The 26016-nt window shown below is 71.6% G+C and carries 24 protein-coding genes and 1 tRNA gene; 8 read left to right on the forward strand and 17 right to left on the reverse strand.

All coding sequences use genetic code 11. The features are described 5' to 3' along the window. Nucleotides 1–6 precede the first annotated feature (6 nt). Nucleotides 7–750: an NADPH-dependent F420 reductase gene (locus ACFWJ8_RS14245; RefSeq protein ID WP_378812552.1), complete on the forward strand. Its 744-nt coding sequence runs from the start codon at nt 7–9 to the stop codon at nt 748–750. On the opposite strand, the gene ACFWJ8_RS14250 is transcribed toward ACFWJ8_RS14245, so the two are convergent. From ACFWJ8_RS14250 to ACFWJ8_RS14275, 6 genes are all read right to left on the reverse strand, one after another. Further along, the gene (locus ACFWJ8_RS14250) at nt 747–1655 is read right to left on the reverse strand and encodes a L,D-transpeptidase (protein WP_378812554.1); all 909 of its coding nucleotides are present in this window, start codon (nt 1653–1655) and stop codon (nt 747–749) included. The genes ACFWJ8_RS14245 and ACFWJ8_RS14250 overlap by 4 nt on opposite strands. Before the next feature lie 377 nt (nt 1656–2032). Beyond that, nucleotides 2033–2425, reverse strand: a complete 393-nt coding sequence (locus ACFWJ8_RS14255) for a DUF2809 domain-containing protein (protein ID WP_378812556.1) — start codon at nt 2423–2425, stop codon at nt 2033–2035. 49 nt (nt 2426–2474) lie between these two features. Then, nucleotides 2475–3437 carry an agmatinase gene (speB, locus tag ACFWJ8_RS14260; protein ID WP_378812559.1) on the reverse strand — a complete coding sequence of 321 codons (963 nt, stop codon included), beginning with the start codon at nt 3435–3437 and terminating at the stop codon, nt 2475–2477. Then, entirely contained in the window at nt 3434–5107 is a 1674-nt protein-coding gene (locus tag ACFWJ8_RS14265) for a thiamine pyrophosphate-binding protein (RefSeq protein ID WP_378812562.1), read from the reverse strand. Before ACFWJ8_RS14265 ends, speB begins: the two co-directional genes overlap by 4 nt. Before the next feature lie 14 nt (nt 5108–5121). Next, nucleotides 5122–6792 carry an amidohydrolase gene (locus ACFWJ8_RS14270; RefSeq protein ID WP_378812563.1) on the reverse strand — a complete coding sequence of 557 codons (1671 nt, stop codon included), beginning with the start codon at nt 6790–6792 and terminating at the stop codon, nt 5122–5124. A gap of 43 nt (nt 6793–6835) precedes the next feature. Next, nucleotides 6836–8161 (reverse strand): MFS transporter, encoded by a 1326-nt coding sequence (locus tag ACFWJ8_RS14275; RefSeq protein WP_378812565.1) that lies wholly within the window; start codon nt 8159–8161, stop codon nt 6836–6838. A gap of 219 nt (nt 8162–8380) precedes the next feature. On the opposite strand from ACFWJ8_RS14275, the gene ACFWJ8_RS14280 reads away from it, so the two are divergent. Further along, nucleotides 8381–9307: an Lrp/AsnC family transcriptional regulator gene (locus ACFWJ8_RS14280; RefSeq protein ID WP_378812568.1), complete on the forward strand. Its 927-nt coding sequence runs from the start codon at nt 8381–8383 to the stop codon at nt 9305–9307. A 9-nt stretch (nt 9308–9316) separates the two neighbouring features. On the opposite strand, the gene ACFWJ8_RS14285 is transcribed toward ACFWJ8_RS14280, so the two are convergent. Both ACFWJ8_RS14285 and ACFWJ8_RS14290 read right to left on the reverse strand, forming a co-directional pair. Continuing rightward, a complete protein-coding gene (locus tag ACFWJ8_RS14285) occupies nt 9317–10759 on the reverse strand; it encodes a multicopper oxidase family protein (RefSeq protein ID WP_378812571.1) in 1443 nt (480 codons plus the stop codon). 127 nt (nt 10760–10886) lie between these two features. Then, a complete protein-coding gene (locus ACFWJ8_RS14290) occupies nt 10887–11366 on the reverse strand; it encodes a hypothetical protein (RefSeq protein ID WP_378812573.1) in 480 nt (159 codons plus the stop codon). Between the two features lie 82 nt (nt 11367–11448). Between ACFWJ8_RS14290 and ACFWJ8_RS14295 the strand changes: the two genes are divergently transcribed. Further along, entirely contained in the window at nt 11449–12687 is a 1239-nt protein-coding gene (locus ACFWJ8_RS14295; RefSeq protein WP_378812575.1) for an MFS transporter, read from the forward strand. Here the strand turns inward: ACFWJ8_RS14295 and ACFWJ8_RS14300 are convergent. The 5 genes from ACFWJ8_RS14300 to ACFWJ8_RS14320 form a co-directional block, all read right to left on the reverse strand. Continuing rightward, a complete protein-coding gene (locus ACFWJ8_RS14300; RefSeq protein WP_378812577.1) occupies nt 12684–16034 on the reverse strand; it encodes an ATP-binding protein in 3351 nt (1116 codons plus the stop codon). The two genes, ACFWJ8_RS14295 and ACFWJ8_RS14300, sit on opposite strands and share 4 nt — an antisense overlap. Further along, nucleotides 16031–16831 carry a DUF4194 domain-containing protein gene (locus ACFWJ8_RS14305; RefSeq protein ID WP_378812579.1) on the reverse strand — a complete coding sequence of 267 codons (801 nt, stop codon included), beginning with the start codon at nt 16829–16831 and terminating at the stop codon, nt 16031–16033. Before ACFWJ8_RS14305 ends, ACFWJ8_RS14300 begins: the two co-directional genes overlap by 4 nt. Then, a complete protein-coding gene (locus ACFWJ8_RS14310; RefSeq protein ID WP_378812582.1) occupies nt 16824–18296 on the reverse strand; it encodes a DUF3375 domain-containing protein in 1473 nt (490 codons plus the stop codon). The genes ACFWJ8_RS14305 and ACFWJ8_RS14310 overlap by 8 nt, the downstream gene beginning before the upstream one ends. Before the next feature lie 31 nt (nt 18297–18327). After that, the gene (locus tag ACFWJ8_RS14315; protein ID WP_378812584.1) at nt 18328–18825 is read right to left on the reverse strand and encodes a carboxymuconolactone decarboxylase family protein; all 498 of its coding nucleotides are present in this window, start codon (nt 18823–18825) and stop codon (nt 18328–18330) included. A gap of 102 nt (nt 18826–18927) precedes the next feature. Continuing rightward, entirely contained in the window at nt 18928–19329 is a 402-nt protein-coding gene (locus ACFWJ8_RS14320) for a hypothetical protein (protein WP_378812587.1), read from the reverse strand. A 73-nt stretch (nt 19330–19402) separates the two neighbouring features. Here ACFWJ8_RS14320 and ACFWJ8_RS14325 point away from each other — a divergent pair, with 73 nt between their 5' ends. Beyond that, nucleotides 19403–19831 carry a MarR family winged helix-turn-helix transcriptional regulator gene (locus ACFWJ8_RS14325; protein ID WP_378812590.1) on the forward strand — a complete coding sequence of 143 codons (429 nt, stop codon included), beginning with the start codon at nt 19403–19405 and terminating at the stop codon, nt 19829–19831. A 74-nt stretch (nt 19832–19905) separates the two neighbouring features. Beyond that, nucleotides 19906–20403 carry a winged helix-turn-helix transcriptional regulator gene (locus ACFWJ8_RS14330; RefSeq protein ID WP_378812592.1) on the forward strand — a complete coding sequence of 166 codons (498 nt, stop codon included), beginning with the start codon at nt 19906–19908 and terminating at the stop codon, nt 20401–20403. Nucleotides 20404–20442: 39 nt separating this feature from the next. Here the strand turns inward: ACFWJ8_RS14330 and ACFWJ8_RS14335 are convergent, their stop codons facing one another. Both ACFWJ8_RS14335 and ACFWJ8_RS14340 read right to left on the reverse strand, forming a co-directional pair. Next, nucleotides 20443–21231, reverse strand: coding sequence for an SDR family NAD(P)-dependent oxidoreductase (locus ACFWJ8_RS14335; RefSeq protein WP_378812594.1), 789 nt, complete (start codon nt 21229–21231; stop codon nt 20443–20445). A 1-nt stretch (nt 21232) separates the two neighbouring features. Continuing rightward, nucleotides 21233–22033: an alpha/beta hydrolase gene (locus ACFWJ8_RS14340; RefSeq protein ID WP_378812597.1), complete on the reverse strand. Its 801-nt coding sequence runs from the start codon at nt 22031–22033 to the stop codon at nt 21233–21235. 138 nt (nt 22034–22171) lie between these two features. Here ACFWJ8_RS14340 and ACFWJ8_RS14345 point away from each other — a divergent pair, with 138 nt between their 5' ends. Continuing rightward, nucleotides 22172–23131, forward strand: coding sequence for a LysR family transcriptional regulator (locus ACFWJ8_RS14345; protein ID WP_378812600.1), 960 nt, complete (start codon nt 22172–22174; stop codon nt 23129–23131). A gap of 34 nt (nt 23132–23165) precedes the next feature. Then, nucleotides 23166–23921, forward strand: a complete 756-nt coding sequence (locus tag ACFWJ8_RS14350; RefSeq protein ID WP_378812603.1) for a GH25 family lysozyme — start codon at nt 23166–23168, stop codon at nt 23919–23921. 81 nt (nt 23922–24002) lie between these two features. Here the strand turns inward: ACFWJ8_RS14350 and ACFWJ8_RS14355 are convergent. Further along, nucleotides 24003–24076, reverse strand: a tRNA-Pro gene (locus ACFWJ8_RS14355). Nucleotides 24077–24230: 154 nt separating this feature from the next. Here ACFWJ8_RS14355 and ACFWJ8_RS14360 point away from each other — a divergent pair. Continuing rightward, a complete protein-coding gene (locus tag ACFWJ8_RS14360; RefSeq protein WP_378812606.1) occupies nt 24231–24815 on the forward strand; it encodes a GNAT family N-acetyltransferase in 585 nt (194 codons plus the stop codon). On the opposite strand, the gene ACFWJ8_RS14365 is transcribed toward ACFWJ8_RS14360, so the two are convergent. Continuing rightward, nucleotides 24805–25998, reverse strand: coding sequence for a low temperature requirement protein A (locus tag ACFWJ8_RS14365; RefSeq protein WP_378812609.1), 1194 nt, complete (start codon nt 25996–25998; stop codon nt 24805–24807). The genes ACFWJ8_RS14360 and ACFWJ8_RS14365 overlap by 11 nt on opposite strands. Nucleotides 25999–26016: the final 18 nt, after the last annotated feature.

A 26016-nucleotide genomic window follows, 5' to 3' on the forward strand; every position in this document is an offset into this window, starting at 1 on the left:
ACCCGCGTGGAACCTGAGCCCGCCGACACGAGCGACGGGAGGGATGCCGCCTCCGCCCGCATCGGCACGCTCGGCATCCTCGGGGCAGGCAAGGTCGGAACGATCCTCGCGCGCCTGGCCGCCGCCGCCGGGTACCGCGTGCTCGTCGCCGGCTCCGGCGACCCCGGCCGCATCGCGCTGACGGTCGAGGTGCTGGCGCCCGGCGCGACGGCGGCCGCGGCATCCACCGTCGCCCACGAGGCGGACGCCGTGCTGCTGGCGCTGCCCCTCGGCAAGCACCAGACTCTGCCCGTCGAGGAGCTGCACGGCAAGCTCGTCATCGACGCCATGAACTACTGGTGGGAGGTCGACGGCCTGCGCGACGACCTCAACGACCCGCGCACGTCGACGAGCGAGATCGTGCAGCGCTTCCTCCCCGACGCGCGCGTCGTGAAGGCCTTCAACCACATGGGCTACCACGACATCGACGAAGAGGCCCGACCCGCCGGCGCCGAGGGGCGCAAGGCGATCGCGATCGCCGGCGACGACGCGCGCGACCTCGCGGTCGTGGCGCGTCTGGTCGACGACCTCGGCTTCGACCCTGTGCTCGCCGGCGACCTCTCGGCCGGCATCATGCTCGAGCCCGGCGCAGAGGCGTTCGGCGCCGACGTCGACGCGGACGAACTGCAGGCGATGCTCGACCGGTTCCCGACGTCGCAGCGGGGCATCGTGGTCGCCCGGGCACGCGCGGCGGGCCCCGACCGGCCCTAGGGGGTGATCATCACCGGGGTCCCCGATGGCAGCGTCGCCAGCTGCGTGATGGTGTCGGGATCGACGCGGATGCATCCGTTCGACACCGGGCCCGACCTGTTGTCGTGGTAGTGGAACGCCGCCGGAGCGACGTCCGCGCCGTCGAAGCCGTCGAGCGTCGGCGACTGCACCGCCCAGTACACGATCGGGTAGCCGCGTGTGTACGCGTACTCGGGCACCGTGCGCGTCGTCATCACGAACGTGCGCCCCATCGGCGTGGGCGTCCGCTCGGTGCCCCACGCGAAGTCCGTCGCCACGCGCTCGTGCGCGCCGTCGGCGTGGACGATGTCGATCGTGCGGTTCGCGATGCTCACGACGACGCTGCGCCCCGACGATGCGGTGAGCTCGACGTCCGACATCCGGAGCCACCCCGCGACCTGCGCCGGGTCGCCCTGCGACGGCACCGCCTGCCGCCCCGTCAGCAGCACCTTCACCCAGTGCGCCTGCTTCTCTACGACGGGCAGCACCGTCCCGCCGTACGGGAACTCGTGCGGCACGTACGCCACCGGCTCCCCCGTCGGGTCCGCCCACACCGGCGCGCCGATGCCGCGCGCGACGGCGCTCTCACCGGTCGGCATCGTGAACGGTTCGTCGTCGACCGGCAGCGCCGGGATCACCGCGAACACGTTCACCTGCGGCATTGTCGTCACGTCGTAGCCGGTGGTGTTCGCCGGGTAGCCGTCGGCGGTCGGGGTCGGGCCGGGGGTGGGCGTGCGGTGGGCGCTCACGGACGGCATCGGCGTGGCGGAGGGAATGGATGCCGCCGGCCCCGGCTGCCCGTTCGCCAGCGCGACCCCGATCCCGGCCACGACCAGCACCGCGGCGAGCGCGGCGACCAGCCACACCCACCGCCTGCGCTCCCCCATGCGTTCCATGGTCGGCCGCGTGTGGTGCATGACGCAACCCGCGTGTGTCTGTGCACGCGCTTCGTCTCGCTGGCGCTCGCTCAGCGACCGCGTGCGCACCCCCCCTCGTGGCACGGCCAGCCCCAGTCCGCCGGCCGTCGAGCGAGCGACCGCGTGCGCACCTCCTCGTGGCACGGCCAGCCCCAGTCCCCCGGCCGTCGAGCGAGCGACCGCGTGCGCACCCCCTCGTGGCACGGCCAGCCCCAGTCCCCCGGCCGTCGAGCGAGCGACCGGGCGCGCACCCCCTCGTGGCACGGCCAGCCCCCGTCCCCCGGCCGTTGAGCGAGCGAGGAACGAGCGAGACGAAACGCCCCGACCGCACGGACGACCTCGGCTGCTCAGCGACGATCCGACCGGCGCAGGAGCGCGTGCGCCGCGGTCATCACGGCGACCGTGACGACGTAGACGAGGATGTCGCGGGGGTCGAACACGGTGCCGAGCAGGAGCATCACGGGAGCGAACCGCGCTCCCCACTCCAGCGGCAGGCCGGTGAGCTGGAACAGCTCCACGGCGACGCACCACACGGCTGCGATGCCGCCGATGGCGAGCACCGGCAGGCCCGGCGCGATCAGCACCACCGCAAGGTACGCCGCAGCCGCGTACAGCACGTCGCCTGCGATGTCGGTCGCCGCCGTGTCGGGCAGCGCGGCGTGCACGACGAGTCCGACGACGACGACCGCCACCAGCAGCCCGGCCGCCGGCATCCGTCGTCGTATCGCGGGAGGCAGCATCCCCTCAGTCTCGTCCATCCGCGCGGGACGCCCGCGCCGATGGGCAGGATCAGCGCGTCGCGCCGAGCTGCGCCGCCATGAGCGACACCAGCTCGTAGACGACGTGGCTCGCCGCGATGCCGGTGACCTGGGCGTGGTCGTACGCGGGCGACACCTCGACCACGTCGGCGCCCACGACGTTCCGGTCGCTCAGGGCCCGCAGCATCCGGAGCAGCTCCCGGCTCGTCATGCCGCCGGCCTCAGGGGTCCCGGTGCCGGGGGCGTGGGCGGGATCGAGCACGTCGATGTCGATCGAGATGTACAGCGGCTTGTCGCCGATGCGGCGGCGCACGCGCGCGATGGCCGCCTCGATGCCGTCCACCTCGATGTCGACACTCGACACGATCGAGAAGCCGAGGCGCTCGTCGTCGACCAGGTCCTGCTTCGAGTACAGCGGGCCGCGGGTGCCGACGTGGCAGCTGGCCGTCAGGTCGATGAGACCCTCTTCGCTCGCGCGGCGGAAGGGCGTGCCGTGCGTGACGGGAGCCCCGAAGTACGTGTCCCACGTGTCGAGGTGCGCGTCGAAGTGCAGCACCGCCACCGGCCCGTGCTTCTTCGTCACCGCCCGCAGCAGCGGCAGGGCGATCGTGTGGTCGCCGCCCACCGTCACGATGCGCTCGACGCGGTCGCCGAGAGCGGTCGCCGCCGTCTCGATCTCGGTCACGGCCGCCTCGATGTCGAACGGGTTCGCCGGGATGTCGCCGGCGTCGACGACCTGCGCCTCGGCGAAGGGCGACACGTCCTGCGCCGGATTGTAGGGCCGAAGCAGCCGCGACGACTCGCGCACGTGCGACGGGCCGAACCGTGCGCCCGGGCGGAAGCTGACGCCCGAGTCGAACGGGATGCCGACGACGGCGATGTCGGCCTGCGGCACCTCCTCGATGCGCGGCAGCCGCGCGAACGTGGCGATGCCGGCGTAGCGGGGGAAGACGGACGCGTCGACGGGGCCGACGGGCTCGTGGTGGTCGGTCATGATTCGCCTCTCGGGGTGGACGATTCGGCTGCGGGATGCTGCGAGCCGGCGTGCTGCGGGATGTGGACGAGCTGCACCCCGCCGGCGTCGATCGCGGCGGCGAGCGCGGGAGCGATGTCGGCCGGCGCGTCGGCGCGGCGCCCGGTGGCGCCGAACGCGTTCGCGAGGGCGACCCAGTCCGGCTGCACCAGATCGACGCCGACCGGGCGGATGCCGCGATCCACCTCGTTCTGCTTGATCTCGGCGTACCCGCCGTTGTCGACGCACACGACGGTGAGGTCGAGGCGCTGCTCGACGGCGGTGGCGAGCTCGTTGACGCAGAACATGAGCGCCCCGTCGCCGACGACGGCCACGACCGGGCGCCCTCCCTCGGGCTGTGCGACCCGTGCGCCGATCGCCGCGGGCAGCCCGTATCCGAGGGTCGCGTAGGTGGGCGTGTAGAGCATCGAATGCGGCCTCGGCTGCGTCAGGACGTTCGCGAGCGCCAGGTACACGATCTGCGACGAGTCGCCGGCGACGATCGCGTCGTGCGGCAGGGCGGCCGCGATCGTGTGGGCGAGCGCCACGGTATCGGGCGCGGCCTCCGCGATCTCGGCGGCGATGGCGATGTGCTCGCGCGTGAGGTCGGGCTGCCGTCTCGGCGCATCGGGCAGGAGCTCCGCCAGCAGTGCGAGCAGCTGCTCCGCCACGGCGGTGCAGTCCCCCACGATGCCGACGGTCGCGTCGAGGTTCTTGTGCAGCTGTGCGGCGGAGATGTCCACCCGCACGACGGCACCGCGCGCCGCCAGCGCGGGCGCCCACAGCTCGGCCTCGCCGAGCTTGGAGCCGAGCACCAGCAGGACGTCGGCGTCCTCCGCGACGCCGCGGGCGGCGGCGAGGCGCAGGTTGGAGCCCAGCGACAGCGGGTGGTGCTCGTCGACGGTCGCCTTGCCGTTGAGAGTCGTGACGACGGGTGCGCCGAGGCGCTCGGCGAGCGCGGTCACGGCCCGGCCGGCGCGCGACGCGCCGCCGCCCGCGAGGATCATCGGGCGCTCGGCGCCGGCCAGCAGACGTGCGGCCTCTCGCACCGACGCGGCGTCGCCGGCCGCCGGCGCAGGAGCAGGCCGTGCGGCCCGCGCCGCGGCGGCGACACCGGCCGGAGCTTCCAGCACGTCCAGCGGGATCTCGATGTGCACCGGACGCGGGCGCCCGCTGCGGAACAGCGCGAACGCGTCGTGCACCGCGTCGACGGCATCCGTCCCGCTGGTCACGCGACGGGACCACTCCGCGATCGCACCGACCATCGCCGTCGCGTCCTTGGTCTCGTGGAGCGTCCCGACGTCGCGGAACTCGGCGCCCAGCGCGACGCCCGGCGAGAGCACGAGCAGCGGCCGCGACTCGCAGAAGGCGGTGCCGATCGCGCTCATCGCGTTCTGCAGGCCCGGCCCGGACGTCGTGATCACCACACCGGGCAGCCCGGTCTGCTGCGCCCAGCCGTCGGCGCCGTACCCGGCGCCCTGCTCGTGGCGCGTCGTGACCACGCGCATGCCGAGGTCGTCCAGCGGCCGGTACAGCTCCAGATTGTGCGTTCCCGGGATGCCGAACACCGCCGTCACCCCGTAGGCGCGGATCGTCTCGAGCACCGCCCGGCCGGTCGTGTCGGCGTACTGCGCCGCGATGTCTGCGTTCATGTCGCCCCCTCGATTCAGGATGCCGCGTACCGGCGTTCGCCGCCGACCCACGTCTCGAGCACGGCGAGCTGCGAGATCGTCGCGGCGTCGACGGCGAGCGGGTCGCCCGAGAGCACAGCGAAGTCGGCGTACTTGCCGGGTTCGAGCGAGCCCAGGTCGTCCTCGCGGCCGAGCGACACGGCGCCCTCGTAGGTGTGGGCGCGCAGGGCCGCGTCGGCGGGCACCCGGAGACCGTCGGGGCCGAGCTTGTGGCCGCGACGGGTCACGCGCGTGACGGCCGTCTGGATGGCCTCGAGCGGGATGGGCTCGGCGACCGGCGCGTCGGACGAGATCGTGAACGGGACCCCCGCCGCCGCGAACTCGCCGAGCGGGTTGAACCGCTCTCCCGGCGTGCCGATCGCCTGCTCGACGCCCTCGCCCCAGTTGAAGTAGTGCTGCGTCTGATTGACCGGACGGATGCCGGCGGCCGCCATGCGGGCGATCTGCGCGGGCGTCGGCAGGCCGCAGTGCTCGATGCGATGACGGGCGTCGTCGTCAGGGTGCTCGGCGAGCGCCGCCTCGATCGCCGACACCACCATCTCGATGGCCGTCGGCGACTGCGCGTGCGTCGCCGTCTGCAGCCCGGCGGCGTGAGCCCGGCTGATCAGCGCGGCGTACTCGGCGGGCTCGTGGTACAGCTGCCCGGTGCGGCACGGGTCACCCACGTAGCCGTCGGGGAAGTACGCCGTCCAGCCGCCCAGTGTGCCGTCGGCGTACAGCTTGATGCCCGCGAAGCTCAAGTGGGCGTTGCCGAACTGGCCGACGAGGCCCATCTCGAGCGCCTCGTCGAGCAGATGAGACAGCAGGTACATCGACACGCGCAGCTCCAGCCGCCCGGCCTCGGCGAGCCGCAGGTACATGTCGAACTCGCGGCGCGACACCTGCGCGTCGCCGATCGTGGTCACTCCCCCGGCGAGGAACCGCTGCGTGGCGGCATCCAGCTGCCGCAGGTGCTCCGCGGGCTCGTCGGCCAGGTGGAAGTTCGGCCCGTGGTGCCCGATCTTCACGCCATGCACGCCGGTGAGCATGTTGCACGCGGCATCCGAGATCTCGCCGGTCAGCTCGCCGTCCGCATCGCGGAAGTACTCGCCGCCGTCGGGGTCGGGGGTGTCGCGGTCCACGCCGTTCAGGGCGAACGTGTACGAGTTCACCACGCCGCCGTGGCCCGACGCGTTCATGAGATAGACCTCGCGGTCGGTTGCGACCTCGTCGAGCTCGAACCGGGTGGGATGCCGCTGCTCGGCGAGGTTCCGGTGCTCGTAGCCGTAGCCGCGCACCGGCCTGCCTGCCGGCTGCCCGTCGGCGGCCGCCTTCAGCAGCGCGACGATCTCGGGGATGCTCGCGGCCTTCTCGGGACCGCAGTCCACCCACGTCATGAGCTGGCCGTACATCAGCGGGTGGGCGTGCGCGTCGACGAAGCCGGGCACGATCACCGCATCGCCGAGGTCGACGACCTCGGGGTCGATGCCGGCCGCGCGGGCGGCATCCCGGCACTCCGTCACCGTGCCGACGGCCACGATCCGGCCGCGATCGGTGAGCATCGCCGTCGCCGTCCGGTCGGCCCTGTCGACCGTGCGGATGACGCGGGCCGTCAGCAGGCGCGGAGTCTGCTGCGCGGGGCGGTCGAACGGGGCGAGCTTTCTCATGGTGTCCTCACGGTGGGGAGAGTCGGGATGCCGCGTGCCGGCGTCAGACGGTGCGGGCGGCGGTCGTGTCGGTGCGCGGCGTGAACGAGTCGGTCACCGGCGCCTCGTCGGAGTGCTGCGGCGCGAGCCACGTGCAGAGCCCCGCGAGCAGCGCCATGCCGACGAACATCGCGATCACCGACCAGACGCTGCCGGTCCAGGCGATGAGCATCGTCGCGAACCAGGGCGAGAAGCCGGCCCAGATCGCCGCCCCCACGCCGTACGACAGCGCGATCGACGTGTACCGGGCCTGCGGGCGGAACATCTGCGCCAGGATCGCGGCGATCGGCGCGTAGGTGGCGCTCATCGCGATGCGCACGAGCGAGGCCAGCAGGAAGATGACGGGCTCGATCTTGCCCGGCAGCACCAGCATGAAGGGCACGAACGTCAGCACCGAGGTCACCAGGCCGATGTACATGATGTTCTTGCGGCCCCACTTGTCGCCGAGCCACGCGACCGGCAGCGTCACGACGAACTCGATGAACGAGGCGATCGTCATGGCGTCGAGGATCAGCTGCGGGCTCATGCTGATGGGCTCCCCCGTCGCGTACGAGGTCGCGAACGTGGTGGCGAGGTAGTAGCCGCCGGTCGAGATCGGCAGCAGGCCGATGCCGAGGAGGATCGGCTTCCAGTTGACGCGCAGTGCGAACGCGAGCGGCATCGTCTGCTTGCGCCCCTCGACCTTCTGCTCGAAGACCGGCGACTCCTCGACGCGGTAGCGGACCCAGAAGCCGACGGCGACCAGCACGATCGACAGCAGGAACGGGATGCGCCAGCCGCCGTTCATGATGAAGTCGTCGCCGAAGCGCGACATGATCGCGAAGATGCCCGAGGCCAGCAGCGCGCCGGCCGGGTTGCCCAGCTGCGTGAAGCCGCCGTAGAACGTCTTCTTGCCGGCCGGAGCGTGCTCGACGCTCATGAGCACCGCGCCGCCCCACTCGCCGCCGACCGCGAGGCCCTGCAGGGCGCGCAGCAGGATCAGCAGCACGGGCGCCATGAAGCCGATCGCCGCGTACGTGGGCAGGCAGCCGACGAGCACGGTCGAGACGCCCATCAGCAGCAGCGTGATGACGAGCGAGACGCGGCGGCCGAGCTTGTCGCCGATGTGGCCGAAGATGATGCCGCCGAGCGGTCGCACGAGGAAGGCGACGGCGAAGGTCGCGAACGCCGCCGCCGTCTCGGCCAGCGGGTCGCCGCTCGGGAAGAACAGCGGCCCGAACACGAGCGCGGCCGCGGTGGCGTAGACGTAGAAGTCGTACCACTCGATGGTGGTGCCCACGAACGCGGCGATGCCGGCGCGCCGCGCCCTCGCGGTGGTGGTGGAAGTCATGGCCGCTCCTTTGCGGAATCTGTCGGGATGCGATGGATGCTAGGGGCCGACGGATGTCGGCGGCAAGGGCAGAACTCCAGTCCCGAGCCGGTTCCACTGGCGTTCTGTAGACCGCGGCGAGCAGATGCGCATGTCGCGTCCTGTGCAGGACACCGTAGACTCGACTTCTGCGCCCGACCACGTGCGTTCCCGGGGAAATCGACGAATTCGAGGATCGCGATGGATTTCGACGCCGAACTCATCCGCGAGCTGCAGGTCGACGGCCGCGCGAGCATCCATGCACTCGCGGGCAGGCTGGGCCAGACCCGTGCCGCAGTCTCGACGAGGCTCAACGCGATGCTCGCCGACGGCACGGTGCGCGTCATCGCGGCCGTCGACCCCGTCTTCCTCGGCCAGCATGTGCTCGCACACGTGTCGATCCGCACGCACGACGGCGTCGAGCCGGTCGCGCAGCACCTGCGGGGCCTCAGCGAGACCGTGCTCGTCTCGGCCGTCGGCGGCGCGTACGACCTCGTCACCGAGGTGCGACTCGGATCGATGCCCGCCCTGCACGACCTCCTCGCCCAGATCCGCGCCCTGCCGGGCGTCGCCGACATCAACACCCTCATCTACACCGACGTCGTGAAGGGATTCTTCGTCTCGGAGTACCACGGCGACATCACCATCGACGGGATCGACACCGCGCTCATCGAGCAGCTGCAGCGCGACGGCCGCACCAGCTACCGCGCGCTCGGCGAGGCCGTGCGACTGTCGCCCTCCGCCGTGACGACGAGGGTGCAGCGCCTCATCGACGCCGGGGTCATCAAGATCAGCGCCGTCGAGGCCCGCGGCCTCGCGCATCGGCAGCTGTCCATGGGCGTCGGGCTCAACCTCGCGGGAACGGACGACCAGGTGGCCGAGGCGCTGCGGACGTGGCGCGGCGTCGACTTCGCCGCCCGCACGCTCGGCCGGTTCGACGTGGTCACGACCCTCGTCGAGCCGTCCGCGGGGGCGCTCTACGCCAGCCTCGAACGCATCCGCGCGATCCCGGGCGTGGAGAGCCTGGAGGCGTGGTTCCATCTGGCGGTCCTCAAGGAGGATTACGCCCGCACGCTCCGCTCGCCGGGCGGCGGCATCCCGCAGCCCATCGGCTCGGCGCGCGGCTGAGCCCTCGGCCTACTCCGGGTCGTTGCCCGAGTCCCGTCCCAGCCGGAACGGCGTCGTCACCCCGACGTAGGCCAGGTGGGTCATGAGGCCTTCCGCCGCGTGCGGCAGGTTGTGGCAGTGGTCCATCCAGATGCCGGGGTTGTCGGCGACGAAGGCGACCTCGTACGTCTCGCCGTGCTCGACATTCAGCGAGTCGACCCACCACGGGCTGCCCGACGACGGCACGCCGTCGCGCGACAGCACCAGCAGATGGTGTCCGTGCAGGTGCATCGGGTGCACCTCGCCGCTGTTGTTCGTGATGGTCATGACCACGACGTCGCCCTCCTGCACCATGTACATCGGCACCGCGGGCAGGATGCCGCCGTTGATCGTCCACCAGTACCCCGGGGCGCCGTCGAGGAAGCCGGGCAGCCGCCCGATGTCGTAGCGGAAGCGGCGGTCGGCCGCCGCGGGGTCGAACCCCACGTCCGCGGGCTCGCCGTAGGTCAGCAGGTCGACCTCCTCGCGCGGTGCCGGAGAAGTGGATGCCTCGGCCCGCTCCGGTCCGAGCACGAGCGAGCCGCCCGGAACCTGGACGCGGACGGCTCCGCTCCCGGGCACGGTCACCTCGAGGTCGGCGCGGCCGCCCGCCGTGAGCGGGACCGCCGTGCGGTCGACCGGCGTCGGCGCGTTGAGCTCCGCGCCGTCCACCGCGAGCACGCGGAACGACGACCCGGTGACCCACACGGAGGTCGGCGTGCTGTCGGTGTTCACCAGACGCACGCGCACGACGTCGCCCGGTGCCGCCGTCTGGCGCGTGTCGCCGACGACCCCGTTGACGGTCCGCTGCCCTCCCGGGTAGGTGTGGACGGCGACGATCGCGTCGGCGGTGAGAGCGCCATCCCCCTCCGCCGGCTCCAGGATCAGCGCGCCGTACAGCCCGCCGACGACCTGCGGGTGCGACGCCTGGTGCGAGTGGTACCAGAACGTGCCCACCTGCTCGGCGACGAAGCGGTAGATGAAGCTCTCGCCGGGCGGCACGGCATCCTGGGTCACGCCCGCGACGCCGTCCATGGCGTTCGGCACGTCGACGCCGTGCCAGTGCACGGTCACCCCTGCCGGCACGTCCTCGTTGCGCAGCACGACCTCGACGAGCTGCCCCTGCCGTGCACGGATCGTCGGACCCGGTGTCTGCCCGTTGAGCGTGAAGCCGTCGAACGCCTCGCCGCCCTCAGGCGTGACGCGGTCCGCGCGGGCGACGAGCTCGACGTGCACATCGGCGGGGCGATCGGGGTCGACGGCCAGCGCGGTGACGCTCGTCGCCGCGCCGGCGGCGGCGGAACCGATGCCGACAGCACCGGCGCCACCGGCCGTCCCCGCGGCCATCGCCTGCGCCCCGTGCCCGCCGTGGCCGCCGGCCGCGTGGTCATCGGCACCGGGACCGCCGCCGAAGTCGGGGGTTCCCATGTCCATGACGGAATACGATCCGGGCAGCACACTGCCCCACCACGCCCAACCCACGAGCGCCAGCGCGATGACCGCCGCCGCAACGGCGAGCCGGCGGGCGAACCACGCCCACCGACTCGCCGCGGATGCAGTCCTAGGCGGCAGCACCGGCCGGCACCGACTCCGTCGACGCAGCCGCGGCTGCCGCCTCGACGCGACGCTTCGACACGTTGAGGCCCGCCAGCAGCGCGGCCGTGAAGAGCAGCAGCGCGTTGATGCCGTGCAGGGAGCCGAGCAGCGGGATGCTGTGGCCGAACAGCCCCAGCGTCACCTGCACCACGACGAGCGCGAGCACGCCGCCCGCGAAAGCGACGGCACGGGGCGCCTTCACGAAGAACGAGAAGATGAACAGCAGGATCGCCAGCGTCGGGATCACGAACATGCCGTTCATGCCGTGGATCATGAAGCCCACGACCTCCGGGAACGGCGGCGGCCCCTCCAGCGCGGAGCCGTCGACCACGCCGCCCTCGGCGATGTAGACGTCGAGCCCGGCCGACCCCCACGCGTGCGAGGCGGCCTGCAGCGCGACGAGGGCACAGATGGCGAACGAGAAGATGCGATAGGTGATGCGCATGCGATTTCCCCCAGGTTTTCTGCCGGCCGCGTGGCCGACAGAACTCCAGAGAGCCGATGCCCGGAGTTGATACATTGCGAGCGTGACCCGCCTGCGCCCGTGGCACTTCATCCTCGCGTTCGGGATCGTGAGCCTGCTCGCCGACATGGTCTACGAAGGCGCACGCAGCATCATCGGCCCGTATCTCGCGACGCTCGGCGCGTCGGCCGTCGTCGTCGGCCTGGTCGCGGGCCTCGGCGAGTTCATCGGCTACGGCCTGCGCGTCGTCACCGGCTACGCGGTCGTGCGCACGAAGCACTACTGGACGTGGACGATCGTCGGCTACGCGCTCACGGTGCTGAGCGTTCCGCTCATCGGCGTGACCGGTGCCCTCGCCCCCGCCCTGCTGCTGTACGCCACCGAACGCCTCGGCAAGGCCGTGCGCTCCCCCGCGAAGGACACACTGCTCTCGTTCGCCTCGGCGACCACCGGCCGCGGCAGCGCCTTCGGCGTGCACCAGGCCCTCGATCAGACCGGCGCCGTGCTCGGACCCCTGCTGCTGGCGGCCGTGCTCGGCTGGCGCGAGGGCGACTACGCCCTCGCGTTCGGCGTGCTCGCCGTGCCGGGCGTCCTGGTGCTCGTGCTGCTGTTCTGGCTCCGCCACCGCGTGCCCGACCCGCTCTCGTACGAGGAGCCCGAGGGCGCCGAGGCTGCGGGACCGGTCGAGACAGGGGATGCCGGGCCGCCGGCATCCACGGATCCCACGGTCTCACGGCGCCTGCCGGCGCGGTTCTGGGTGTACGCCGCGGCGATCGCGGTGCTGTCGTGCGGGGTGGCGTCGTTCCCGCTGCTGGCCTACCACGCGCAGACGACGGGCCTGCTGACCGACGCTCAGGTTCCCATCCTGTTCGCCGTGGCGATGCTCGTCGACGGCGCCGCCGGACTCGTCATGGGGCGCGTCTACGACCGCCTCGGCCCCTGGACGCTGCTGGCCGTCCCGCTCGCGGCCGCGGCATCCGTCATCGCGTTCACCGACGAGGTCGTGCTGGTGTGGATCGGCGTCGCGATCTGGGGCGTCGTGAACGGCGTGCTCGACTCGACCGTGAAGGCGGTCGTCACCGAGCTCGTGCCCACCGGCTCACGCCCACTCGCGTTCGGCTGGCTCGCGTTCGTCCGCGGCGCCGGCCTGCTGATCGCGGGCGGCATCCTCGGCTTCGCGTACGAGGTCAGCATGACGGCCGTCATCACCACGGTCCTCGTCGCCAATGCGGTCGGCCTCGCGGTGCTCGTGCTCGCGCTCCGGCGGGTCGGTCCCGCAAAGCCGGTCGAGCCGGCCCGCTAGGAGGGCAGCCCCACCTTCGGCTTGGCCCACGAGCGCCCGAGGGTGTCCTTGAGGATGTCGTACTCGACGTCCACGTGCGGCTCGATCGCGCTGTACTTGTCGTTCGGCGCGCCGATGACGAGCTGGAAGCCGAGGCCCCGCCACGCGCCGATCGCCCGCTTCGTGAAGTGCGCGTCGGCCTTGATGAGGGCCTCGTCCATGAAGACCGGGGCGTAGCGCGGGCGCTCGGCGCCGGCATCCCCGAGCTGGTAGCGCAGCGCCGCACCCACGATGAACGCGATGAGCTCCTGCGACTCGCCGCCGGACTTCTCGCCGATGTGGTCGTACAGGGCGATGTGCTGCTTCGTCTCGGCATCGACGCGCTCGGCGCTCACCCGCACGTGGTTGCGCACGTCGACGAGGTCGCCGAAGTCGGGGGCCGACCGTCGCATGCGCCCGATCAGCCGCGTCATCCGGCGGTACACCTGCTCGCGGTCCTCGTCCGAGGCCGCGGCATCGATGAGCCCGCGCACCTCGCGCAGCTCGCGCCGGAACCGCTTGCGCGGCTCGGACTGGTTCTCGCGCGTCGTGATCTGCAGCCGGTGGCCGTCATCATAGAACGGCAGGTCCTGCATGATCTCGTTGATCGGCTCGATGCGGTCGCGGATCTCGCGCAGCGACCGGCTGAGCGTCGCGTCGAGGTTGGTGAGGTCGTTGCCCGAAAGCTTCAGCAGGCTGTCGCGCCAGTCCGCCTCCAGCTCGTGCAGGCCGCTCGTCTCCAGCGCCTCCAGGATGCCCTCGAAGTCGTCGAGCGACGCGTCCGGGTCGGGCAGCAGGTTCGGGTTCGGCCAGCGCTCCAGGAACCCCGTCATGATGCGACGGACGCCTTCGCGCTGCTCGGCGTGCGCGGCCACGCTTGCGCCGTGGTCCTCCTCGAGCCGCTGCGCGGCCGACGCGAGCGCCGCATCGAAACGGGTGAGCACGACCGACGGGCTCGCCGCTGCGGCCGCGTCGCGCAGCGTGAACCGGACGTCGAGGAACCCTCGCTGGGCCTCGTCGAGCACGAGCCCGGCGTCCTCGGCGGCGTCGATCGTCGACTGCGTGGCGTCCACGTCGTCGGTGATGTCGCCCCAGCGCGCCTCGATCCGCTCACGCTCGGCCTCGGTGCGCCCGATCTCCTCCCGCAGGCTGGTCGCCTTGCCCTTGGCCGCCGCGATCTGCCCCTGCAGCCGTGCGATCTCGGGATTGGATGCCGTCACGTCGTCCTGCACGGCCGTCCAGCGATCCCGCTCCGCCGTGACCGTGTCGACATCGAGCTGCTCCCACGTCAGGTCGCCGACCTTCGCGTAGACGGCGAGCCGCGCGTCGACGGCATCCAGCGCCGTCTCCGCGTTCTTCGCCGCGGCGGTCGCGCGCTCGACCCGGGTGCGGGCGTCCTCGAGCCGGCCGGCCAGCACGTGCAGCCGTCGCTCGTTCGAGAAGCCCAGCACGTTGTCGCGGCCATGCCCGCCGTGCGCACCGCGGGTGCCCTGCGAGATCTGGCCGGTGATCGTGAGCGCCATGCGGTGCTTCGCGAGCTCGCGGGCCGAGTCGACGCACACGAACCCGAAGCGGTCGTCGAGGCGCTCCTGCAGCCAGCCCGTGAAGGGCGACGCCTGGTAGTCGAGGCGGCCGGGCAGGGTGTCGGCGTCGCGTCCACCGTGGGTGTCGAGCCCCGTGTGCACGCCCTCGTACCGCAGTCGCACGGGCGTGCGCACGGCGTCGATCGCCGCACGGAACGCCGGCAGATGCGCCACGTCGATCAGCAGGGTCGTCGCGAAGCCGCCGAGCGCGAGATTGAACGCCTCGCGCCACGGCTCGAACTCGGTGCGCACCTCGACGAGCTCGCCGACGAACGGCAGCTCCTCGGGGTCGAGGCCCGCCGCTTCGGCGAGCAGCTCGCGCGACTCGTGCAGCGCACGCGGGATGTTGTCGCGGCGACCGGCGGCGCGGCGGATCTCGGCCTCTAGCTCGGTCACCTCGGATTCGGCGGCCTTGAGCTCGAGCGCCGCGTCCGAGAACGCGTTGCGGGCCGTGCGCTTGGCGTCGGCGTCCGCGAGCCCCGCCCGCGCCTGTGCGACGAGGGCGTCGAAGTCGGCCCGCGTCGACACCTCGGCGTCGAGCGCGCGGAGGTCCTCTTCGAAGCGGATGCGGTTCACCTGCACCGTCGACAGCCGCCGCTCGACCTCGCGGAGCTCGCGCTGCGCCGTCTCGAGGCGGTCGCCGCCGGACTGCCGGAGCACGTCGGCCAGGCCGTCGCGCTCGATCTCGGCCGCGTCGGCGAGCGCGCGCTTCTCACGCAGGGCGACGTCGGTCGCGTGCTTGCTGTCTCGCAGCTCGCCCTCGACGGCGCGCAGCAGCTCGAGGCGCCGGTTCGCGCGCCACAGCGTGGCCAGCGAGCGCTCGTCCGAGAAGTCGCCGATCTCGTCGATCAGCCGCACCCGCTCGGCGGCGGCGGCGATCTTGATGCGGAGGTCGCGCAGCGGCTCGAGCGTGCTCACCTGCTGGCGCGCCGTGAGCATGCGCGTGCGCGTGCCCTCGAGTTCGTCGAAGTGCGCCACCACCGCATCGGCGGTCGTCATCGTCTCCGGCTCTTCGAGGACGAGGCGCTTGTACAGGTCGTCGACGGTCGTGATCTGCTGCCCCGCCTGGATGCGGGCGAGCAGGCTCATCGCCTTCGACCCGGCACCGGCCGCGCCGATGCCGAGCACCGCGTGCAGGCGCGCCGAGAACTCCCGGTCGGTGCTGTACGGGTCGAGCCCCACGGAACGCAGCGACGTGTCGGTGAAGCGCTGCGGCACCGCACGCTCGAGCGTGCTGAGGTCGAAGCCGTCGTCCGCCGTCGCACGGACGCGGACGGTGTCTTCGAGCACCCGCGCACCGGCCGGGATGTACCACGCGCGCACGGCCGTGAAGCGCGACCCGTCGTGGTCGAGCCAGGTCATCGCCACGGCGGTCCAGGTGTCGACGCCGTCGCCGCGCAGCACGCGCATCCTGGTGCCGTCCTCGGTGCGCGACTCGTCGAGCTTGCCGCGGGCGTACGACAGGATGTTGCGCTGCTCGTCGCCGCGCGGACGCCCGGTCACCCCGCCGTTCGAGGCGCCGTTGAACGGAGTGGTGTGCGGCATCATGAGCGCGATGTACGCGTCCATGAGCGTCGACTTGCCCGACCCGGAGCCGCCGCACAGCAGCGTCGCCGTCGGCGAGAACCGCACGCGGTGCGCGCCGTCGTAGCCGCCCCAGTTGACCAGCTGCAGGTCTTCGGCCAGCCACTGCTGACCCCGCGACGCGGCCGGGATGAGCCCGAACAGCGTGTCGATCATCGTCACAGGGCGGCCCCTTCCAGTTCTGCGGCTTCCCGCTCGAGATCCTCCGACGCGTCGTCGTCCGCCTCGGCCGGGGCTTCCGCATCCGCATCCGCCTCGGCGTCTTCGAGCTCGGGCAGCGCCTCCTGACGCCGCAGCCAGTCGCGCAGCTCGCGCAGCTTCTCGGCGCTCAGCACGATCTCGACCAGCGGGCTGATGCGGAACCGCCCCGCCGACTCCTCGTCGACGATGCCGTCGCGATCGAGCCGCTCCATCGCCCGGCGGATCGCGCGCTGCCGGCGCGCCGTGTCGCCGTCGGACTCCGCGAAGTAGCTCAGCACCGTCTGCTCGACGTCCTCGATGTCGACACGCGCCGACGGCTCGCCGGCGGCCGTCTCGCGCTGGTACACCGTGCGCAGGTGGACCAGCACCAGCGTCTCGGCGCGGTTGTACGCCGAATCGCGCAACAGGATCGGCACCTCGAACTCGTCCGAGCGCACCTGCTGCTTGTACGCGACGCCGCGGTCGTGGTCGATCACCAGGCGCACGAACAGGTCGTTCAGCCGTGCCTCGATCAGCTGCTGGTTGTCGAGCAGCACCTTCCACGTATCACGGTGCCGGTCGGCCTGCACGAACCGGCGCTGCAGCACGTGGACGAGCACCCGACGCACCTCGGCGTCGAGCACCCCGCGGTCGCCCGGGAACAGCTCGTCCGGATCGTCCTCCATCGACACCGGATCGATGAACGGAGGGATGCCGGCGGCCTCGGCTGCGGCATCCCCCTCGATCTCGGGTGCCGTGTCGGCGGCGGTGTCACTCATCATCGCTCCCTCTCGAGGTGCGGGCGGTCACGGCTCCGAACGCGAAGCGGCGGGTCGTGCCGTCAGGACGGAGGGCTTCGACGACCGACACGGTGTCGCCCTCGCTCATGCCGTTGCGGTGGGCGATCTCGAGCAGACCCAGCAGGTCCACCGGGCGCCGGGTCTCGTCGTCGGTCCCCTCGAAGGCCCTCGCGAGGTCGAACTCGTCACCCAGCCCCGCGACGTACGCCTCCAGCTCGACATACCGCGGCCCGCCCCATGCCCGGGTGTCGGCATCCACGAACTCCGCGTCGTCGACGCTGCCTGCCAGCGCCGCAGGCATGCCGGGAGGGCGGATGTCGCTCACGGACTGCCGCAGGTGGCCGACGCCGGCGATCGGCAGGCTGCGCACCGGCTCCACCGCGGCGTCGGACGACGAGCTGCTCGTCCACGCCTGCAGCCCCGACATGACGTCGCGCAGCAGGTCGTCGACCTGACGGTCGCGCACGGGATCATGCGTGCGCACCTGACCGGTGATCACGTGCGAAGCGCGGCGCTGGGCCGTGAGCACCTCGAGCACGCCCAGCTCCACCCGGCGGCCGATGGCGTCCAGCTCGGCCCGCTGGTCGGCATCCATGAGGCGCGTGAACGGCTGCGCCAGCACGGTGTGCAGCTGTTCGGTGAGGTCGTCGATGCGCTCCGGATCGCCGAGCAGGCGCAGTGCACCGGCGAACGCCCGACCCTCGGGGGTCGACTGCATGACGTGCTGGCCGCGCTCGAGGTACTCGCGCAGCACCTCGCCGGTGGGGCGGATGTCGCGGCGCAGGTCGGCGACGACATCGCGCTGCATCGCCTTGATCGACTCGGCGACACGCGCGAAGTCGGCGGGCAGCTCCCGTGCCAGGTGCAGCACGTTCTCGGCTTCTTCGAGCAGCTGCTCGTCGTCGACGGGCGCGGCACCGTCGGCCTGGATCCGCAGGATCTCAGCATCCAGCGCGTCGCGCTCGGCCGTGAGGCGGGCGATGCGCGCCTGCGGGTCGGTCTCGGAGTCGGCGGCCAGCCGCTCGACGGCTTCGAGCAGCGTGCGCACGCGTGAGTTCGACACGCGCGTGCGCCCACCCCCGGTGCGACCGGTGATCTCGAGCGCGCTCACGGCGTGGGCGGTGAGGCGGTACACCTCGACGTCGCCGTCGATCTGCGGCACCAGCCACCCCACACGCACCCAGTGCCGGCAGACCTCGCGGGCGGTGCCCGACGGCAGCGCCCGGTCGTCCTCGTCGTAGCCGGCCGCCCGCAGCTCGTCCAGGATCTCGGCGATCTCGGCGTGCGCGTCGGCGACAGCGACCGCAGGGCGGTCGACCGTGAACACGACGGACAGAGCGGCGACCACGAAGGGCGCGTACCGTCGGTGCAGGAGGTCGAGGGTGGGGGTCCGGAACGCCGCCACGGAGCGCAGGTACGCCGCCTCGGCACGCGTGTTCGTCATCGACTCCAGCGTATCCGGCGCGGGGCCCTGCTCAGTCCGCGCTGCGGGGCGCGACGCGCCACGGCCTGGCCGTGACGCCGATCGCGTTCCACACGTTGATCGCGATGATCAGCGACAGCAGCGCCGCAGTCCCCTCCTCGCCGAACGCCGCGACCGCCCCGGTCACGATCTCTTCCCGCGCGTGCGTCTCCGACAGCCGCGTGACCTCCTCGGTCAGCGCGAACGCCGCTCTCTCGGCCGCCGTGAACAGGCCCGACTCCAGCCAGACGGCCACTGCATCGACGCGCTGCGCCGGCACGCCCGCCCGGCGCGCCGCCCGCGAGTGCACGTCGACGCAGTACGCGCAGCCGTTGAGCTGCGAGGCCCGCAAACGCACGAGCTCGCGCAGCCCCGCATCGATGCCCGCCAGGTCGAGCTGATCGGTGGCGGCGTCGTCGAGCTCGGTGACGGCCCGCGAGAACGCGGGAGCAAGGGCGTCGAAATCGAGACGTACGGTGACGGGCACGAGCGCGTCGGTGAGTGTGGTCATGCCTCGACGCTACGTCGCGCGCGCCCCGCACGACCTGGCCAATCCGCGGCGGTGAACCTGTGCCAATCCGTCACTCCGCTCCCCCGGTGCCGGGGGCACGGATCACACCCTCGCATCGAGCACGGCACGAGCCCGCTCGGCGACGGCGTTCAGCACGCGTTCGGTCGCCGCCACGTCGACGGGGTCGAGGTCGGCCCACACGTGCGCCGTCGCCAGCTTCACCTCTCGCTGGACGTCGGCGATGAGCTGCGTCCCCGCCTCGGTGATCCCCGAGCCGTCCACGAGACCCCGTCTGTTGACCGCAGCGACGAGCTCCCCGGCATCGTCGTAGCGCGCCTTCTCGGCGACGACGGCGATCAGGTCGTCCGAGGCGGACGCCTGGGCGGCCAGGCGGACCGTGACCCACACGGGCTCCGCCAGACCGCGGCCGGCGAGGATCTCGCGCAGGATCGCGTTGAGGGCCTTCTCGGTCTCGCCGATCAGCTGTGGTCCGAACGTCGTCATGATGACTCCTTACCGTTGGTGCAACCAACAATAGCAAACGTTGGGGTCACCAACAACGGCGTAGGCTGGCGGCATGCCCTCCGAGTTTCCGACGAACACCGCGACGTGGCTGCTCAGCCGCGCCAACGCCCGCGCGCAGGCCATCCTCGCGCGCGCCTTCGCGCCGCTCGAGGCGCGTCCTCTGCACTTCCGCGTCCTCGCCGCGTTGGACGAGCACGACGCACTCAGCCAGGCCGACCTCGGTCGCCGCCTCGATCTCGACCGGAAGGATGTCGCACTCGTCGTCGAGGTCCTCGACGAGCGCGGGCTGGTGCAGCGCGATCCCGACCCCGACGACGCCCGTCGCAAGATCGTCTCCCTCACCGCCGCAGGGCGCGAGCTGCTCCCCTCCCTGGAAGAGGCGGTGGCCGCGGCCCAGCACGCTTTCCTCGCACCCCTCGACCCGCACGAACGGGCCACGCTCACCGGCATCCTCGCGAAGCTCGGAGAGAGCCCGGACTGACCGCACGCCGTGCGACGGCTCACCCCATCCGGTCCCGCTTGTATCACGCAAGCCGCCTGATCTAGATTGAGGGCATGCTCGGCAGGACGTACGAAACCCAGGTCTGCTCGATCTCGCGCACGCTCGAGGTGTTCGGCGAGCGCTGGACCTTCCTGATCCTGCGCAACGCCCTGTTCGCCGAATCGACGCGGTTCTCGGAATTCCAGAAGAGCCTCGGCATCGCCACCAACGTGCTGTCCTCCCGCCTGGACCACCTCGTCGACGAAGGTGTCCTTGAGCGCATCACGAACGACGCGGGCGAGGGCGAGTACCGCCTCACCGAGCGCGGCCGGGACCTCGCCCCCGCCCTCATCGCATTGACCGAGTGGGGCGACCGCTGGGCCGCCCCGAACGGCGCGCCCATCCTGTACCGACACGGCCGCGATGAGCACCCCGTCCGCATGCGGCTGGTGTGCGACGTGTGCGGACCGCTCGACGACGCGATCGAAGTCGAGGCCCTCCCGGGGCCGGGCATGCCCGAGGCCCTCGCCGCGCGGGTGCTGGAACGGCACCGGCTGCGCCACGCCGGCTGACGCCCCGCAGGCCTGCTCGCGCGGACGCGGGCACGAGTGTCACAGTTCTGCGGTGAGCCCCCCGTCGATCACGACGTCCGATCCCGTGATGTTCCCGGCGACGAGGTCGCTCGCGAGGAACGCCACGAGCGCCGCGACTTCCTCCGGCTTCGTGAATCGCCCGGTGACCATCGATGCCTCCGCGCCGCCGACCACGTCGGCCCGATCCGCGCCACCGGCGGTCGACAGCGTCGCCGCGACACCACCGTCGCCCAGCCAGAGGTCCGTGGCTACCGGGCCGGGGCTGACCGTGTTCACGCGGATGCCGTCGGCGCCGACCTCTTTCGACAGCGACTTGGAGAAGCTCACGAGCGCGGCCTTCGCCGCGCTGTAGTCGATCACGACCGGGTCGGGCAGCCGGGCGTTCACCGACGCCACCGTCACGACAGAGCCGCCTCCTGCCTCACGCAGCGCGGGCAGAGCAGCCCGCGTCATCCGGATCGCCGTCATCGCGTCGAGCTGGAACGTCGCCGTCCACGCGTCGTCCGTGACCGAGGCGAAGCCGCCCGGGCGGGGATGCACGCCACCCACGTTGTTCACCAGCACCCGCAGCTGCCCCAGCCTCGTCGCCCGGGCGACCAGGGTGTCCGGCACGGTCGGATCGGTGAGGTCCGCGACGACCGCCTCCACCGTTCCGCCGCCGGCGAGGGTCGCCAGCTCAGGCGTGATGGTGCGCGATGCCGCGACGACGCGGGCACCCTCTGCGGCGAGCGCCCGCGTCACCGCGAGCCCGATCCCTCGCCCCGCCCCCGTGACGATCGCGACGGCGCCGTCCAGCCCGAGATCCATGTCACAGCCCCTGTGCTCGCAGCCAGTCGAGCACGGCGTCCGCGACGTCGCCCCAGCCATGGTCGATGGTCAGCGAATGGCCGCGCCCCTCGAACTGCGTGAACTCGGTGACGGCCATCGAATCGCGGTACTGCTTGAGGGTGGATCGGGTGACGACGTCGGGCACCGTGTGATCGGCGGTGCCGGAGATCAGCAGTAGCGGGCCGCGGGGCGCGCGCTTGGTGTCGACGGCCGCCGGCGAATGCATGACGAAGTTCGCCGCCGCGGCCTGGAACAGCGGCCGCGCCGGCGAGGGGATGGTCCACTGCTCGAAGAGGGCGTCGGACTCGGACGCCTCCACGGCGTTGCCGAACCCGTAGCGGAACTGGGCGGCGGTCAAGGAGACCGCGCGGTGCAGATTGGCCGGGTTCCCGAGCGCAGGGAAACCCGCCCGCAGTTGCGCGAGCGGGAGCGGAAGCACGCCCTTGATCTGCGCCGGGTCGATCGCCACGGCCGCGGCTCCGATCCCCTCGCCGAGGAGCTTCTCGGCGATCAGCCCGCCGAACGAGTGGCCGATCACGATGGTGTCGTCGCCGAGCTCGTTCACGATCGCGGCGAAGTGTGCCGCCGCCTCGTCGATTCCGATGTCGGCGACGGCCTCGGGGTTCGCACGCGCCTCGGCGACGCTCGCGGGCTCGTTGGGCCACCCCGGCGCGACCGGCTCGTAGCCGGCGGCGCGCAACCGCTCGACCCACGGCTCCCAGCTGGTGGCGTGAAGCCACAGCCCGTGGACGAAGACGACGGGACGGGGGTTCTCAGGCATGGATGTGCTCCTCGCACTCGATGTACGAGATCAGCACACACCCGCGCGATCGGCGGCGTCCAGGACCTGTGCGATGCGGATCGATAACCGAACTTGCATGGATCGTCCGGCCACGCCAATCTTCGTACAGGAGGACAGGTGGACCTCGATCTTCGACTCGTGCGCTACTTCGTCGTCGTCGCCGACGAGCTGCACTTCGGGCGGGCCGCCGCGCGGCTGCACATCAGCCAGCCGGCGCTGTCGAAGCAGATGCGCCGGCTGGAGGACGAACTCGGCTTCCGGCTCCTCGCGCGCGACAGCCGTCACGTCGCGCTCACGCCCGACGGTGCGCGCTTCCTCCGCGAGGCGCGGGTGCTGATCGCCCATGCCACCCGCATGACACAGGTCGGCGGTGCCGGCATCCGCATCGCGCACATCTTCGATCTCGACACGAGCCGGCTGGTCCTCGACGCGTTCGCGGACCGGTTTCCGGGCGTCGCCGTGATCGCGAGCTCGATGGACAGCCGCCGCCAGTTCGACGCGCTGATGAACGGGCTGCTCGACATCGCGATCCTGCGCCTGACCCCGGAGATGGTGCACGCCCACCCCCTCGGCTGGCGGCATCGCCCCATGCGCCTGGAGCCGCTCGTGCTCGTCGGCCGATCCGGCGACCCCGTGTCCGACACGGTCTCGCTGTACGAACGCCCCGTCGAGGTCTTCGCCGATCCGCGCGGCTCGGCGCTGTTCAATGCCCAGGGCGAGTACCTCACCGCCTTCGAGGCCTCAGCCGGACTCGGCCTCCACTGGCTGGGAAACCCCGGCACCTTCGATCAGTGCCTCTCCAGGATGCTGAGGGCGCCCGCCGGTGCCTACCTGCTGGAGTTCGAGTCCTACGCCCTCCGCTATCGCGGGATCGGGATGCCGGTCCACCGGCCCGCCGAGGTGCAGCCGGTCTACCCGTGGTCCATCGCGTGGCGGGACGAACCGCTCGCTCCCGCGACGGCCGGATTCATAGAGGTCGCCGCCGAGGTCGCGGCACAGCGTGGATGGCTGACTCCCGACGCACGCGCACCGCTGTGGCAGCCGCCGGCCGGTGAGTCCGTGAACGCACTCCGCTGACGGCGCAGGGCCGCTTGCACCTAGGGTTCTCCTCATGCAGGAGCACACGGCATCCCCTCGAAGGAGAACCGCGCGCCTCATCGTGGTCCTCGCCGGCGTGCTCGCGATGCTCGGCGTGCTCGCGGTGCTCCTCGCCAGCGGCGTCATCTGGCCGGGGCGGATCTTCGCCGCCGGCTACTCCGTGCGCGGAGTGGACATCTCGAGCTACCAGGGCGACGTCGACTGGGACGTGCTCGCCTCCCAGGACATCGACTTCGCGTACATCAAGGCGACCGAGGGGTCCTCATCGGTCGACTCGCAGTTCCTCCGCAACTGGGAGGGCGCCATGAACACCGAGCTGCTGGTCGGCGCGTACCACTTCGTGAGCTTCGACAGCAGCGGCGAGACGCAAGCCGCCCATGTCATCGACACCGTCCCTCTCGGCGCGACGCTGCCGATCGCCCTGGATCTCGAGTACTACGGGGACTACTTCCAGCACCCGCCGCCGCGCGCGCAGGTCGACGCGGTCCTGGTGCCGCTGCTCGAGAAGCTCGAAGAGCACTACGGAGCACCGCCCGTCATCTACGCGACCCCCGAGGCCTACGACCGCTATCTCTCCGGCAGATACGCGGAGTACCCCATCTGGATCCGCTCCATCGTCCTTCCTGCACACCTGGAGGACGACCGTGAGTGGACCCTCTGGCAGTACTCGAACCGTGACCGGCTCGAGGGGTACGACGGCGTCGAGCACTACATCGACATGAATGCCTTCAACGGCACACGAGAGGAGCTCGCGGCGCTCGCGGGGTGAACCGCGATGGCGATCTCACAGCGCGGGGTCCAAGAACCGACGAAGCCCTGGTAGATCTTTCGATCTACCAGGGCTTTTCTGTCGGGATGACAGGATTTGAACCTGCGACCCCTTGACCCCCAGTCAAGTGCGCTACCAAGCTGCGCCACATCCCGTTGTTCTGTTGTCGCTGCCGCACCTGCGTGCGGACAACTCGACCATCCTACCCGGTCCGCGGAGGCCTCGCGAACACGGCGACCGCCGGGCGTGGCATCCCGTTGGCTTGTCGATGTCGGCGGGCCCGACTACCGTCGCGGCAGGAGGCACGACATGGCTCACATCACGATCGAACCCGCCACCGCCGACCGCTTCGACGACGCCCAGCACGCGCTGAGCGGAGGGGGCGACGGGCACGGCTGCCAATGCCAGTGGTGGACGATCACGAACGCCGAGTTCAACCGCACGACGCTCGACGAGCGGCGCGAACTGCTGCGCGACGAGGTCGCGGCCGGTCCCCCGCCCGCGCTGATCGCCTATGTCGACGGCGAGCCCGTGGGATGGGTGAGGGTCGGCCCCCGCACGCGTCAGGTGCGGCTCGCGCGTACGCGCAGCTTCGTCGCATCCGAGGAGGACTGGGACGACCCCGACGTGTGGGCCGTGAGCTGCTTCGTCGTGCGCAAGGAGCACCGCAAGCAGGGCCTCAACGCACGACTGCTGGACGCAGCGCTGGACTACGCCCGCGCCGCCGGCGCCCGCGTCGTGGAGGCCTACCCGATGGACCCGCACGCGGGCAAGAAGGTGCCCGTGAACGACCTGTACCACGGCGTGCTGTCGACGTTCGCAGCCGCCGGGTTCCGTGAGGTCGCGCGCCCGCGGCCTGAGCTCGCGATCGTGTCGCTCGACCTCAGCGACTGACCTCGCTCGCGGCCTCGCGACCGGCCGCCCGCGCCCCGTCGACCTCCAGCACCACCACGACGCCGGCGAGCAGCGCCGCGGCCACGACGTACTCGTTGGACGGCAGCAGGCCGCTCAGGGCGATCAGCACAGCGCCCGCGAGCACGGCGACCGAGGCCCAGCGCGACAGCGACGCACGCAGCAGAACCAGCCACGCCCCCGCCACCACGATCGCGATCGGCAGTGTCAGCGCGAGCCCAGCGACCGCGGGCGACACCGACGTGTGCCCGGTGATCTCATCGATCTCGACCTCGACGCCGGACGACACCGCGCCGACCGCCGCGAAGATCCCGTAGTGCAGATACCCGAACCGGAACGCCGACTTCCGCCCCTCCAGACGACCGTGCTGCTCCCGCGCGAAGTACACCCACCAGATGCCGGCCGTCACGATGATGCCCGAGATCGCGAGGGTCAGCAGCTCCGGCACGTGCTCGCCCTCGCCCAGCGCGTCGAAGATCGCGTTCGCGGACGCGAGCAGGCTCTCGCCGAGCAGCAGCAGGGTGAACAGGCCGTAGCGCTCCGCGATGTGGTGCGGATGCCACGGCGTCCGCCCCGCCGACTCCCCCCACACCGGTACGAGCAGCTCGAGGGCGACCAGCACGAAGAACGTCCAGAACTGCCCTGCCTCGTCCAGCAGATAGATGCGTGCGACCCACAGCACCTGCACCGCCGATACGCCGGCGGCCATGCGCAGGGCGGTGCGGCGGGAATCCGGATCGGATGCCGCGGCCCGCAGCCACTGCGCGACCATCGCCAGTCGCATGATGACGTAGCCCCACGTGACGACCGCGTAGTCGAACGAGACCATCGCGTCGTGGACGCCCGCTGCCAGGACGAGCACACCGCCCATCTGCACGATCGTGAGCACGCGGTAGAGCCAGTCGTCCGTGTCGAACGCCGACGCGAACCACGTGAAGTTCATCCACGCCCACCAGATCGCGAAGAACACCATCAGGTACGACAGCACGCCCTGCCCGACGTGGTCGTCGCTGATCAGGTGATGCAGATTCTGGGATGCCTGCGACACCGCGACGACGAAGACGAGGTCGAACAGCAGCTCGAGCGGGGTCGAGACGCGGTGCGGGGTGCCGGTGTCGCGGGCCGACATCCGGATGAGGCCCATCCGGGCGAGCACATCGGTCATGCGACGATTATGGTGGCC

It is taken from the genome of Microbacterium sp. NPDC058389, from assembly GCF_042722305.1.
Lineage (GTDB): Bacteria > Actinomycetota > Actinomycetes > Actinomycetales > Microbacteriaceae > Microbacterium.